At 71.7% G+C, this 13,402-nt stretch carries 9 protein-coding genes; 3 read left to right on the forward strand and 6 right to left on the reverse strand.

From position 1 onward, the window contains the following. Positions 1–17: 17 nt before the first annotated feature. From OHA64_RS42395 to manD, 6 genes are all read right to left on the reverse strand, one after another. On the reverse strand, positions 18–821 hold the full coding sequence (locus OHA64_RS42395; protein WP_405622519.1) for a DUF427 domain-containing protein: 804 nt from the start codon (positions 819–821) through the stop codon (positions 18–20). Positions 822–946: 125 nt separating this feature from the next. Continuing rightward, on the reverse strand, positions 947–1,951 hold the full coding sequence (locus OHA64_RS42400) for a sugar kinase (RefSeq protein ID WP_405622520.1): 1,005 nt from the start codon (positions 1,949–1,951) through the stop codon (positions 947–949). Positions 1,952–2,161: 210 nt separating this feature from the next. Further along, positions 2,162–3,247 carry an L-idonate 5-dehydrogenase gene (locus OHA64_RS42405; RefSeq protein ID WP_405622521.1) on the reverse strand — a complete coding sequence of 362 codons (1,086 nt, stop codon included), beginning with the start codon at positions 3,245–3,247 and terminating at the stop codon, positions 2,162–2,164. After that, positions 3,244–4,638 carry an MFS transporter gene (locus OHA64_RS42410; RefSeq protein WP_405622522.1) on the reverse strand — a complete coding sequence of 465 codons (1,395 nt, stop codon included), beginning with the start codon at positions 4,636–4,638 and terminating at the stop codon, positions 3,244–3,246. The genes OHA64_RS42405 and OHA64_RS42410 overlap by 4 nt, the downstream gene beginning before the upstream one ends. A gap of 77 nt (positions 4,639–4,715) precedes the next feature. Continuing rightward, entirely contained in the window at positions 4,716–6,158 is a 1,443-nt protein-coding gene (locus tag OHA64_RS42415; RefSeq protein ID WP_405622523.1) for a mannitol dehydrogenase family protein, read from the reverse strand. Then, complete coding sequence (gene manD / locus OHA64_RS42420; RefSeq protein ID WP_405622524.1) at positions 6,155–7,363, reverse strand: D-mannonate dehydratase ManD; 1,209 nt, start codon at positions 7,361–7,363, stop codon at positions 6,155–6,157. The genes OHA64_RS42415 and manD overlap by 4 nt, the downstream gene beginning before the upstream one ends. A gap of 107 nt (positions 7,364–7,470) precedes the next feature. Between manD and OHA64_RS42425 the strand changes: the two genes are divergently transcribed. The 3 genes from OHA64_RS42425 (at position 7,471) to OHA64_RS42435 (ending at position 13,354) form a co-directional block, all read left to right on the forward strand. Then, complete coding sequence (locus OHA64_RS42425; protein WP_405622525.1) at positions 7,471–8,184, forward strand: GntR family transcriptional regulator; 714 nt, start codon at positions 7,471–7,473, stop codon at positions 8,182–8,184. A gap of 190 nt (positions 8,185–8,374) precedes the next feature. Further along, complete coding sequence (locus OHA64_RS42430; protein ID WP_405624343.1) at positions 8,375–9,856, forward strand: MFS transporter; 1,482 nt, start codon at positions 8,375–8,377, stop codon at positions 9,854–9,856. Positions 9,857–9,979: 123 nt separating this feature from the next. Next, positions 9,980–13,354, forward strand: coding sequence for a pyruvate carboxylase (locus OHA64_RS42435; RefSeq protein WP_405622526.1), 3,375 nt, complete (start codon positions 9,980–9,982; stop codon positions 13,352–13,354). Positions 13,355–13,402 lie beyond the last annotated feature (48 nt).

Consider the following 13,402-nt stretch of genomic DNA (forward strand, 5'->3'; position numbering starts at 1 on the left):
GTTCCCCTGCCCCGAGTTCAGACCTTGAGGCCGTCGGTGAACGGTGTGACCGGGCGCGTCCGGCGCTCGCCGTCGACGGTGATGTCCACGGCCTCGTTGTAGAAGGCGAGGAGCCCCTGCACCGCGGCCACCGGCGGCAGCGGGTCCGGGTAGCTCCAGACGATGTTCCGCGGGACGTCCCCCGGACCGGTCCAGGTCCAGTAGCGGGCCGTGCCCTTGTAGGGGCAGCCGGTGCTGTGGTCGGTGGGCTCGAACAGGTCGAGTCGGACGTCCTCGCGGGGGATGTAGTACCGCGTCGGCAGGCTCGTCTCGTAGAGCAGCACCGGCCGGTGGGTGTCCGCGACGAGCAGACCGCCGACCTCCACCTGGACGTGCCGGCCGCTGGGGAGGGCGTCGACGCGTTTGTGCGGGTCACGGGGGTGGATGAAGATCTCTTCCTCCTCCTCGTACCAGTGGTCGAGACCGCTGTCCCAGTGCCTGAACCATTCGAAGGCGATGTGACCGGCCAGGTCGTCGGCGGGGAACGTCCAGGCGGCGTTCTCGACCACGACTCCGCCGATCGCGAGGTCGTAGAAGACATGCGATCCGGTGTGGCTGCCCACCGGGGGCCGCTCGGCCGGGCGCAGCAGATCCTCGCGGACCTCCTCGCGCGGGAAGGCGTACAGCGGTACGGGCACGCCGGGTTCCCAGACGAGCACCGGGTGCCTGCTGTCCACGACGGTGACATCGCCCTTGCGCCCGCGCACCCAGCGTTCACTGGGCTCCCACAGGAGGCCCTCCGGAGTGCTGCGGATGCTCTGCCCTGCGGGATGAACGGTCATGGTCCGGTCTCCTTCGGCTGGCCCAGGAGGTGCCGAGTCCTGCCCCTGACCCTTCCATGATGGCTCACCGGGCGCCGGGAGCGAGCCGATGTCGAACACGCCGTGCGGGGCATCCGCGAGTGGCCTCAGCGAGGTGCAGTGGCGGCCCAGGTGTCGTCGTCCGCGGTGAGTAGACGGACGGTCTCCGCGCGCGGGGGCATGACGGGAACGTCGTCCCTGGTCCGCAGTGCGGCGGCGGCAGCGAGGTGGCCGAGGCGCAGCCGGGAGCGTTCGTCGCGGGACTCCAGCACTCCGGCCAGGTAACCGGCCGCGAACGCGTCGCCCGCGCCGACCGGTTCGACCACCCTGGTGGGCACGGCCGGCACGAACGTCCGCATGCCGCCCGCGTACGAGGTCGCGCCGTGCTCGGCGTCCTTGACCACCACGACGGAGGCGGAGTCGAGCAGGTCCGCGACGTCGTCCGGGCGTGCGGTGCCCCACAGCGCCTCGGCCTCGTCCCGTCCGACGAACACGATGTCGGCGGCACGGGCGAGCGTCAGCAGGGTCGGTCCGGCGTCCGCGGTGCCGTCGCGCCAGAGCGCCGGGCGGTGGTTGACGTCGAAGGAGACGGCCGGCCCACGCGTGGCGTCGTCGCGGCCGAGGAGCAGTGCCTCCAGCAGCTGTGCGCAGGTGTCGGAGATGGCCGCGGCGACACCCGACAGGTGCACGATCCGGGCCCGGCGCAGGGCGGGATGCCGGGCCAGATCGGGTCCCATCCCGCTAGCGGCCGATCCGCGCCGGTAGTAGTGGGTGCGGGTGTGGTCCGGACCGGGGTCCTTGAAGTAGACCCCGGTGGGACGTCCGGGATCGGTCTCGACGCCGCTGACGTCCACGCCGCGCGCGGTGAGTTCGGCGAGGATGCGACGGGCGAACGGGTCGTCGCCCAGGCGGCTCATCCAGGCGGCGCGGTGTCCGAGCCCGGCCAGCCCGCAGGCGACGTTGGACTCGGCGCCGCCGATGCCCAGGGTGAGCGCGGGCTGCTCGGCGAGCGGGCGGGCGTCCGGTGGGCTGAGCACGGCCATCGTCTCGCCGACGCACACGACGTCGGGCGTCTGTTCCTGGTGGTCGACGGTGAGGTGAGGGGGCGGCACGGGTTTCTCCTGGCGGACGGTGCGTGAGCGGGTACGGGACGGCGTGGGGGCCCAGGGGGGTGGGGCGTGGTGCGGGCCGGCGCAGGACGTAGCGCCTACGGAGCGGCAGGCGCGTACCGCCTGACCGGCCACGCCTGACCGGCCACGTCGGGCCACGTCGGACGGGCCGCGACGGACAGGCCCGCCGACGTCAGGCGTCACACGCAGACGTCAGGCGTCGGTCAGGCGCAGCATCACCTTGCTGCTTCCGCTGCCCGGATCGGCGGCGACGGCGAGCGCCTCCTCGGCTCGTTCCAGCGGGAAGCGGTGGGTGATCAGCGGGGTGACGTCCAGGCCGTCCCTCAGGGCGCGCAGAGCGTCGTCGATCTCCTCGACGAAGCGGTACGAGCCGATCCAGGTGATCTCCCGGGTCACCAGGTCACCGAGAACGGCCGGCGCGGCCGTACCGGGCAGGTTGCCGACCTGGACGAGGGTGCCGCCCCTGGCGGTGGCCCGGAGCACCGGCCCGAGCGCGGCGGGGGCGCCGGACGCCTCGAAGACCACGTCCACGTCCTCGGGCAGGGAGGCGCCGGCGGACAGGTCGCGGGTCTCGTCCGCGCCCATGGCGCGGGCGACGGCGAGCGAGGAGGACGACAGGTCGGCGGCGACGACCGTGCCCGCGCCGCGGTGCCGGGCGGCGGCGACGACCAGGGAGCCGATCGGGCCGCAGCCGTTGACCAGCACGGTCCGGCCGCGCAGTTCGGGGACCCGGCCCACGGCGTGCAGGGCGACGGCCAACGGCTCGGCGAGGGCGCCCTGTTCGGTGCCGACGCAGTCCGGCAGGGGCCGGATCTGCCGCGCGCCGACCGTCCGGTACTCGCTGAACCCGCCGTCGGTGTGCGGTTCGAAGGCCGCCGAACCGAAGTAGCGGACGTGCGGGTAGAGGTTGGTGCGTCCGGCGATGCGCTCGGGGAGTACGCCGTCGCCGACGAGTTGGGCCGGGTGGACGGTGACCGGCTGCCCCTCGTGGAGGCCGGTGACCCCGGCGCCGAGCGCGGCGATCCGGCCGGCGACCTCGTGCCCGAGCACCAGTGGGTGCGTGAGCGCGGCGGTTCCGGACGCACCCTTCTTCCAGTACGCGATGTCGGACCCGCAGATCCCGCCCCACTCCATGGCCAGCAGCACCTCACCCGCGCCGGGCAGCGGCCGGGCCCGTTCGTCGACGCGAACGTCGCCGGGACCGTGCACCACCACCGCTCTCATCCGCTGGTCTCCGGCTGCCGTCCGCATGGGGGCTCCTTCGGTGATCGTGGTCATACGGCGTCCTCCAGCCGGACCAGGTCGCGGCCGCGGGTCTCGGGCGCGAGGTACGCGCTGACGCAGGTGATGAGGGAGTAGACGATGAGCATGGCCGCGATGGGCCACCAACTGCCGGTGACCGCCGTGAGGGTGGCCGCGAGGACCGGACCGATCGCGGTGGCGAGGATGCCGCCGATCTCCTTGGCGAGCGCGAGCTGGGTGAACCGGGTGCGGGAGCCGAAGAGTTCGGCCATCGTGACGCTCTCCAGGGAGAACAGACCGAGGACTCCGACGTTCAGGCCGAGGACCATGCCGAGCATCACGCCCGGGGTCGAGCCGGAGGTGATGAGGAGCATCACGGGGAAGGCGAGGACAGCGGTCAGCAGCGAGAGCACGAGGTAGACGACGCGGCGTCCGAACCGGTCGCCCAGCAGGCCGATCACCGGCACGGTGGCGAAGCCCAGCAGGGAGCCGTACACGATCGCGTCCGTCGGGACGGACCGGCCGACCGCCAGGTTGGTGGAGATGTAGCCGACGAGGAACGTCTGCATCAGCCCGGAGTTGCCCGCCTGGCCGAAGCGCAGCCCCAGGGCGAGGAAGAACGCCTTGCCCTTCCGCTGGCGGATGCCGGCCGCCAGGACGCTGCCTTCCTGTTCGTCCGCCGTGGCGATCGCGGACTCGACCTCGTCACGGGCCAGCGCCACACCGTCCACCACGTCCGGGCGTTCCTCGAAGACCGGGCTCTCCTTGAGGCTGCGGCGCAGCCAGACCGCGAAGATCATCAGCACGAAGCTCAGCAGGAACGGCAACCGCCAGCCCCAGGAGAGCAGTTGGTCCTCGCTGAGCACCACGAGCAGTATGGCCCACAGACCGGAGGCGGCCAGCGTCCCGGAGTTCGTGCCGAGCGACACCAGCGAGGAGATCAGGCCGCGCCGCCTCACGGGCGCGTACTCGGCCAGCATCACGGTCGCCCCGGCGATCTCGGCACCCGCGCCGAAGCCCTGCACCAGGCGCAGCGCCACGAGCAGGATCGGCGCGAGGATGCCAATGGAGGCGTACGTGGGCAGGGCGCCGATGAGGGTGGTGGAGGCGCCCATCAGCAGGATCGTGAGGAACAGGACCTTCTTCCGGCCGATCCGGTCGCCCATCCGCCCGAAGTAGACGGCCCCGGCGAGCCGGGCGACGTACCCGACGCCGTAGGTGGCCATCGCGGCGATCAGCCCGATGGCCGGGCTGACGTCCGGGAAGAAGATCTTGTTGAAGACGATCGCGGCGGCCAGCGAGTAGAGCTGGAAGTCCATGAACTCCATGGCGGTGCCGAGCCAGCCCGAGACGGCGGCCCGGGTCAGATCTCTTGTGGTGCGTTCGGCGGCAGGCGTCTGCTGAGCGGCCATGACGCTGTCCTTCATCGTGAACTCCGTTGTTCGGGGACGGTAGCGAAGCTGTGCCAACAGGGGAGGGAGGGAGAGGGGAAGGGGAGGGGAACTCAGATCTCGATGCGTCCCGCCCGAAGGGCGGGGAGCCGGTCCGCGACGGCGCCGGTGAGGGCGTCGTCGTCCGCCAGGTCCGCGGCGCCGAGGACGCGCAGCAACGCGCGTACCGTCTCCGCGGGGCGGGTCGCGGGCCCCCAGCAGGCGGCGAGCGCCCCGGCGGCGGGATCGGCGGGCGCGTCGTCCCGGCCGGTGCCGTGGACCCAGGCGGCCAGGGCGAGTTCGAGGACCGGGGTGCTCAGGCCGCGGGTGCGCAGTTCGCGCAGGGCGGGCAGCCAGCGCTCCGTGATCTTGACTGATCCGTCGGCGCCGATCTGCCGCAACAGGTGCCGCATGGCGGGATTGCGGAAACGTACGACGAGGTCGTCGGCGTACGCGACCGGGTCCGGGCCGCGCGCGGGGAGGGTGGGGGAGACCTCCGCGCACAGCGCCCGGACGAGGCGCTCGCCCCAGTCCGCCGCCATGGTGTCGGCGATGGTCGCGAGTCCCGCCGCCGTGCCGAGGTAGGCCAGGGCGGAGTGGGAGCCGTTCAGCAGCCGCAGTTTGGTGAGCTGGTAGGGCGCGACGTCGGGGACGAACAGGGCGCCGTCGAGCTCCCAGGGCGGCCGGGGCGCGGTGAAGGAGTCCTCCAGCACCCACTGCCGGTACGGCTCACCGGTCACCGGGAGGGCGTCGTGCACCCCGAGCGCGGCGACGGCCGCCACCTGGTCGGCGTCGCTCGTCGCGGGCACGATCCGGTCCACGACCGTCGCGGGGAAGGCGACGGTGTCGGACATCCGGTCCAGGATCTCCGTACGGTCCGGCCAGGGGGAGGCACGGACGAAGTCGTGGACCACCCGGGCCAGCGCGACGCCGTTGCCCGCCATGTTGTCGCAGGACACGACCGAGATCGGGGGCGCGCCCGCGCGCATCCGGGCCGCGAGTCCGGCGGCGAGGCGCCCGACCACCGTGCCGAGGGGCCCGTCGGGGTCCGCCGCGAGGTCGGCGGCGACGGCCGCGGACGCCGTGTCCAGGCCGCCGGTCGAGGTGGAGCGGTGGTAGCCCTTCTCGGTCACGGTGAGGGTCACCACCGTCACCTCCGGGGCGACGAGCAGGGCGTCGACGGCCTTGGCGTCGGGCGCCATGGCCAGCGCGCCGACGACCGCGCCCGCGACCCGTGTGCGGTGTCCGTCCGGACGGCGCTCGGTGACCGAGTACAGGCAGTCCTGCCGCCGCAGCGCGTGTACGGTCTCCGTCGATCGGGGCGCGACCGCGGTGATGCCCCAGGGCTCGCCGGAGCGGGCGGCGGCGTGCTCGGTGTACACCGCCTGGTGCGCCCGGTGGAAGGCGCCGATCCCGAAGTGGACGACGCGGGGGCGCAGTTCGGCCGGGTCGACGGCGGGCCGCAGCTCCTCGGCGAGCCGGGGCAGCGCCGCGCGGTTCAGGGCGTCGGCGCTCACCAGTCGTGCACCGAGCCGTCGAGGCGGCGGGCGACCGGGAGATAGCGCCGCCGGTACGGGAAGCGTTCGGCCGCCTTCTCGTCGTACTCGACCCCGAGGCCCGGTTCCTGAGACGGGTGCAGCATGCCGTCGGCGAAGGTGACCCCCGTACGGAACACCTCCGCGGTCTCCTCGGGGTGGCCCATGTGCTCCTGGATGCCGAAGTTCGGCACGGCGATGTCGAGGTGCACGGCGGCGGCCATGCTGACGGGGGAGAGGTCGGTCGCCCCGTGGGAGCCGGTGCGCACCTGGTACAGCGCGGCGAGGTCGAAGATCCGCCGCAGGTGGGTGATGCCGCCGGCGTGCACGACGGTGGTGCGTACGTAGTCGATGAGCTGCTCGGTGATCAGGTGCTGGACGTCCCAGATCGAGTTCATCACCTCGCCGACCGCGATCGGCGTCGTGGTGTGCTGCCGGATGAGCCGGAAGGCCTCCTGATTCTCGGCCGGGGTGGGGTCCTCCATCCAGAACAGCCGGCAGCTCTCGACGCTCTTGCCGAACCGCGCCGCCTCGATCGGGGTCAGCCGGTGGTGCACGTCGTGCAGCAGATGGAAGCCGAAGCCGAAGCGTTCCCGCACGGCTTCCAGATAGGTCGGCGCGAAGCCGAGGTAGGCCTCGGTGTCCCACGGCTGCTCGTCGGGCAGCTCGGTCGCGGCGGGCTCGTACACCGTGCCCTTGCGCACCCCGTACGTCCCCCCGACGTCGGGCACGGCCGCCTGCGCGCGTACGGCCTTGTAGCCCAGCTCCAGATAGCGCTCGACGTCGTCCAGCAGGGAGGGCACGTCGGTGCCGCTGGCGTGCGAATACACCAGCACGCCGTCCCGGGAACGGCCGCCGAGGAGCTCGTAGACCGGGAGGCCGGCCGTCTTGCCCTTGATGTCCCACAGTGCCGTGTCGACCGCGGCGATCGCCGTCATGGTGACGGGCCCGCGCCGCCAGTAGGCGCCCTTGTAGAGGTACTGCCACATGTCCTCGATGCGGGCGGGGTCCCTGCCGACCAGCAGGGGGGCCACGTGGTCGCGCAGATAGCTCGCGACGGCCAGCTCACGGCCGTTGAGGGTGGCGTCGCCGAGTCCGGTCACCCCGTCCGTGGTGGTCACGCGGAGCGTGACGAAGGTACGGCCGGGAGAGGCGACGAAGACCTCGACACGTTCGATTGTGCTCACAGCGGCTCCTTGCCCATAGCGGCTCCTCGGTCGCGGAGTACTTGTATACAAGCATCTGTCGCGCAGTACGGCAATACTTGTGCCGCCGCTCTACGTACGATGGGCCCATGGCTCAAACCAACGGGCGGCGGACGAGTCGGCGCGACATCTACCTGAAGTTGCGTCAGCTGGTCCTGACCCTCGAACTCGCCCCGGGCGCCGCCCTGTCGGAGAACGAACTAGCCGCGTCCCTGGGCGTCAGCCGCACACCGGTGCGGGAGAGCCTGATCCTGCTGGCCCAGGAGGGCCTGGTACAGGTGTTCCCGAAGATCGGGTCGTTCGTGTCCCGGGTGGACCCGGCGCAGGTCGCCGACGCGCAGTTCCTGCGGGAAGCGGTGGAACTCGCCTCCCTGGACGACCTGCCCGGCGCACTCGACCCCGCGCTCGTCGAGGAACTGCGGGACAACCTGAAGCGCCAGCGGCGGGCGAACCTCGACCTGGAGGAGTTCTTCGCCCTGGACGAGGCCTTCCACCACGGACTGATGCGACTGAGCGGCCACGGCGACGTCTGGACCACGGTCGCCGCCGCCAAGGGCCACCTGGACCGGGCCAGGCGCCTGGGCCTGCACGAGAACGTGTCCCCGGCCGTGTTCGCGGGACAGCACCACGAGATCCTCGACGCCGTCGTCGGGGGCGACGTCCCGCTCGCCCGCACCGCCATGCGCACCCACCTGCGGGCCGTCTTCAGCGACATCGAACGCATCCGCGCCCACTCACCGGAACTGTTCGCCGCCGACGCCTCGACGGTGCCGGTGCGGCGCAACGTCGTCGTCTGGGAGTGACCGTCCCGGACCCAGCCGTCGAGTGGTGACGGTCAGGGCACCGGCGTACGGTCGAACGGTGGATGCCACCGTTCCCCCATGCGTCACGGGGGCGTGAGCCCTCGAGAGACGGCACACCATGAGCAGCAGACCACAGCCGACCTCCGCACCGCAGACCACCACCCGGGAACCGGGGGGTGGCGGAAACGCGATGGCCCTGCTGGTCATCGCCTCGTGTCAGTTGATGGTGGTCCTGGACATCACCATCGTGAACATCGCGCTGCCGGACATCCAGCGCTCCCTGGACTTCTCCACGACCAGCCTGGCCTGGGTGGTCAACGCCTACACCCTCACCTTCGGCGGCCTGCTGCTGCTCGGCGGCCGCACCGGCGACATCCTCGGCAGACGGCGCGTGTTCATCTTCGGCGTGCTGCTGTTCGCGCTCGCCTCCCTGCTCGGCGGATTCGCCCAGAACGAGGCCCAACTCCTCGCCGCACGCGCCGTCCAGGGCGTCGGCGGCGCCATCGCGTCCCCGACCGCCCTCTCCCTGGTCAGTACGACCTTCCGCGAAGGCCCCGAACGAAACCGCGCCTTCGGCGTGTTCGCCGGTGTCTCGGCGGGCGGCGGCGCGATCGGGCTGCTCGCGGGCGGGATGCTCGTGGAGTGGCTGAACTGGCGGTGGGTCCTGTTCGTCAACGTCCCCATCGGCCTGCTCATCGCCCTCGCCACGCCCCGCTACATCAGGGAGTCCGAACGCCACCCGGGCCACTTCGACATCGCCGGTGCCCTGACCTCCACCGTCGGCATGGTCCTGCTGGTGTACGGGTTCATCAGGGCCGCCCAGGAGGGCTGGCGGGACGCGCTCACACTGGCCTCGTTCGCCGGGGCCGTCATCGTCCTCGCGGTCTTCATCCTGATCGAGCGCAGGTCCAAGCAGCCCATCACACCGCTGCACATGTTCGCCGACCGCAACCGTGCCGGCACCTACGGCATCATGCTCTGCCTCGCCGCCGCGATCTTCGGCATGTTCTTCTTCCTGACCCTCTTCGTGCAGGGCGTGCTGAACTTCAGCCCGCTGGCCACCGGGTTCGCCTTCCTGCCGGTCAGCGCGGTCATCGCGGTCGGCGCCGCGCTTGCCTCCCGGTTCCTGCCGACGTTCGGCCCCAAGCCCTTCATGGTGGTCGGCGCGATCCTCGCCGCCGGGGGCCTGGCCTGGCTGACCCTGACCGACGTCCACTCCACCTACGCGGGGAGCGTCCTCGGCCCATTCCTCGTCTTCGCCCTGGGCATGGGCATGGAGTTCGTCTCGCTCACCCTGATGGCCCTGTCCAACGTCTCGACCCGGGAGACCGGCGCGGCCTCCGGGCTCCTCAACGCCACCCAGCAGGTCGGCGGCTCGCTCGGGCTGTCCATCCTGGTCACGATGTTCGGCACGGCCAGCACCAACGAGGCCGAAAAACAGGTGCCGAGTTTCCTGTCCCAGGCGACCCCCGCCGAGCGCCTGCGCTTCCGGCAGACCGGTCAGCTTCCGAGTCCCTGGTCCGACGAGGTCCTCACCTCCGGGGTCTCGGCCGCCTTCGTCGGGGCCGCGATCTTCGCCGCGATCGCCGCGCTGATCGCCCTCCTGGTCATCCAGGTCCGCCCCTCCGATCTGGAGCGTCTGAAGGGCGGGGCGGGGCCCGGACCGGTCTGAGTGGCACTTCTTGCCCGTGACATTCCTTCGACACATTCCTTCGACGTGACCCTGGTCTCATGGCAGGGTCGGGGTATAGCCGGGACCATGGTGTTTTCCACCGGCAGGCCGAAGGGAACGGGAATGCTCCGCAAGGTACTGGTCGCCAACCGTGGTGAGATCGCGATTCGCGCTTTCCGCGCCGGATACGAGGTGGGCGCGCGGACCGTCGCCGTCTTCCCGTACGAGGACCGCAACTCGCTGCACCGGCTCAAGGCCGACGAGGCCTACGAGATCGGTGAACCGGGGCATCCCGTACGGGCCTACCTCTCCGTCGACGAGATCATCCGCGCCGCCCGCCAGGCCGGCGCCGACGCCGTCTACCCGGGCTACGGCTTCCTGTCCGAGAACCCCGAACTCGCGCGCGCCTGCGAGGAGGCGGGCATCACCTTCGTCGGACCGAGCGCGCAGATCCTGGAGCTGACGGGCAACAAGGCGCGCGCGGTGGCCGCGGCCCGCGCGGCCGGTGTCCCGGTCCTGGGCTCCTCGGCGCCCTCCAGCGACGTGGACGAACTGGTCCGCGCCGCCGACGACATCGGCTTCCCGGTGTTCGTGAAGGCGGTCGCCGGCGGAGGCGGGCGCGGTATGCGCCGTGTCGAGGAGCCCGCGCAGCTGCGGGAGTCCATCGAGGCGGCGGCCCGCGAGGCGGCATCCGCGTTCGGTGACGCCACCGTCTTCCTGGAGAAGGCGGTCGTCGAGCCCCGGCACATCGAGGTGCAGATCCTCGCCGACGGCCAGGGCAACGTCATCCACCTCTTCGAGCGGGACTGCTCGGTGCAGCGCCGCCACCAGAAGGTGATCGAGCTCGCGCCCGCGCCCAACCTCGACCCGGATCTGCGCGACCGGATCTGCGCCGACGCCGTGCGGTTCGCCCGGGAGATCGGCTACCGCAACGCGGGCACCGTGGAGTTCCTGCTCGACCGCGAGGGCAACCACGTCTTCATCGAGATGAACCCCCGCATCCAGGTCGAGCACACGGTCACCGAGGAGGTCACCGACGTCGACCTCGTCCAGGCGCAGTTGCGCATCGCGGCCGGCGAGACCCTGGCCGACCTCGGACTCTCGCAGGAGACGGTCACCCTGCACGGCGCCGCCCTCCAGTGCCGGATCACCACCGAGGACCCCGCCAACGGCTTCCGCCCGGACACCGGCCGGATCAGCGCGTACCGCTCGCCCGGCGGCTCGGGCATCCGCCTCGACGGCGGCACCACCCACGCCGGTACGGAGATCAGCGCGCACTTCGACTCGATGCTGGTGAAACTCAGCTGCCGGGGCCGGGACTTCACCACCGCGGTCAACCGCGCCCGACGTGCCGTGGCCGAGTTCCGCATCCGCGGCGTGGCCACCAACATCCCGTTCCTCCAGGCCGTCCTCGACGACCCGGACTTCCAGGCGGGCCGGGTCACCACGTCGTTCATCGAGCAGCGGCCCCATCTGCTCACCTCCCGGCACTCCGCCGACCGCGGCACCAAGCTGCTCACCTATCTGGCCGACGTGACGGTGAACAAACCGCACGGCGAGCGGCCCGACCTGATCGACCCGAGCAGCAAGCTCCCGCGGATCGCCGACACCGAGCCCGCCGCCGGTTCGAAGCAGAAGCTCACCGAACTCGGGCCCGAGGGCTTCGCCCGCTGGCTGCGCGAGTCGCCGACCATCGGCGTCACCGACACCACCTTCCGGGACGCCCACCAGTCGCTGCTGGCCACCCGGGTCCGTACGAAGGACATGCTCGCCGTCGCCCCGGTCGTCGCACGCACCCTGCCCGAACTGCTCTCCCTGGAGTGCTGGGGCGGCGCCACCTACGACGTCGCCCTCCGCTTCCTCGCCGAGGACCCGTGGGAGCGCCTGGTCGCCCTGCGCGAGGCCGTCCCGAACATCTGCCTGCAGATGCTGCTGCGCGGCCGCAACACCGTGGGCTACACGCCGTACCCCACCGAGGTGACCGACGCCTTCGTGGAGGAGGCCGCGCACACCGGCATCGACATCTTCCGGATCTTCGACGCGCTCAACGACGTCGGCCAGATGCGCCCCGCCATCGACGCCGTACGCGCCACCGGAACGTCGATCGCCGAGGTCGCCCTCTGCTACACCTCCGACCTGTCCGACCCGAACGAGCGGATCTACACCCTCGACTACTACCTCCGCCTGGCCGAGCAGATCGTGGACGCGGGCGCCCACGTCCTCGCCGTCAAGGACATGGCGGGCCTGCTCCGCGCCCCGGCCGCCGCGAAGCTGGTCTCCGCCCTGCGCCGCGAGTTCGACCTGCCGGTGCACCTGCACACCCACGACACGTCGGGCGGTCAGCTCGCCACCTACCTCGCCGCCGTCCAGGCCGGCGCGGACGCCGTGGACGGGGCGGTGGCGTCCATGGCGGGCACCACCTCCCAGCCGTCGCTGTCGGCGATCGTGGCCGCGACCGACCACTCCGAGCGGCCCACCGGACTGGACCTGAGGGCCGTCGGTGACCTGGAGCCGTACTGGGAGAGCGTCCGCAGGATCTACGCCCCCTTCGAGGCGGGCCTCGCCTCGCCCACCGGCCGCGTCTACGACCACGAGATCCCCGGCGGCCAGCTGTCCAACCTGCGCACCCAGGCGGTCGCGCTGGGCCTCGGCGACCGCTTCGAGGACATCGAGGCGATGTACACCGCGGCCGACCGCATCCTCGGCCACCTCGTGAAGGTCACCCCCTCGTCCAAGGTGGTCGGCGACCTCGCCCTGCACCTCGTCGGCGCCGGAGTGACACCCGACGAGTTCGAGGCGACACCCGACAAGTTCGACATCCCGGACTCCGTCATCGGGTTCCTGCGCGGCGAGCTGGGCACCCCGCCCGGCGGCTGGCCGGAGCCGTTCCGCAGCAAGGCGCTCCAGGGCCGCGCCGACGCCAAGCCCGTACCGGAACTGACCGCCGAGGACCGCACCGGCCTGGAGAAGGACCGGCGCGCCACACTCAACCGGCTGCTGTTCCCCGGCCCGACGCGCGAGTACGAGACCCACCGTGACACCTACGGCGACACCAGCCTGCTGGACAGCAAGGACTTCTTCTACGGCCTCAGGCCCGGGAAGGAGTACGCCGTCGACCTGGAACCGGGTGTCCGGCTCCTGATCGCGCTGGAAGCCGTCGGCGAGGCCGACGAGCGCGGCCTGCGGACCGTGATGTCCACCCTGAACGGTCAACTGCGGCCGATCCAGGTGCGCGACACCGCGGCCTCCTCCGACATCCCCACCACCGAGAAGGCCGACCGCGCCAACCCCGGCCATGTCCCCGCGCCCTTCGCCGGAGTGGTGACCCTCACGGTCGCCGAGGGGGACGAGGTCGACGCAGGGGTCACCGTCGCGACCATCGAGGCGATGAAGATGGAGGCCGCGATCACCGCCCCCAAGGCCGGCCGGGTCTCCCGGCTGGCGATCAACAAGATCCAGCAGGTGGAGGGCGGCGACCTGCTCGTCGAAATCGCCTGAGGTACGCCGGCGGGCGGCACCGCGTCGGAACGGTGCCGCCCGCTGCCA

The organism is Streptomyces sp. NBC_00076, assembly GCF_045041235.1.
Classification (GTDB): domain Bacteria; phylum Actinomycetota; class Actinomycetes; order Streptomycetales; family Streptomycetaceae; genus Streptomyces.

Excerpts from the sequence above, each read along its gene's own strand:
- OHA64_RS42405 (WP_405622521.1), bottom strand. The coding sequence starts at position 3,247 with ATGACCACGATCACCGAAGGAGCCCCCATGCGGACGGCAGCCGGAGAC.
- OHA64_RS42435 (WP_405622526.1), top strand. The coding sequence starts at position 9,980 with ATGCTCCGCAAGGTACTGGTCGCCAACCGTGGTGAGATCGCGATTCGC.
- OHA64_RS42430 (WP_405624343.1), top strand. The coding sequence starts at position 8,375 with ATGGCCCTGCTGGTCATCGCCTCGTGTCAGTTGATGGTGGTCCTGGAC.
- OHA64_RS42395 (WP_405622519.1), bottom strand. The coding sequence starts at position 821 with ATGACCGTTCATCCCGCAGGGCAGAGCATCCGCAGCACTCCGGAGGGC.
- OHA64_RS42425 (WP_405622525.1), top strand. The coding sequence starts at position 7,471 with ATGGCTCAAACCAACGGGCGGCGGACGAGTCGGCGCGACATCTACCTG.
- OHA64_RS42410 (WP_405622522.1), bottom strand. The coding sequence starts at position 4,638 with ATGAAGGACAGCGTCATGGCCGCTCAGCAGACGCCTGCCGCCGAACGC.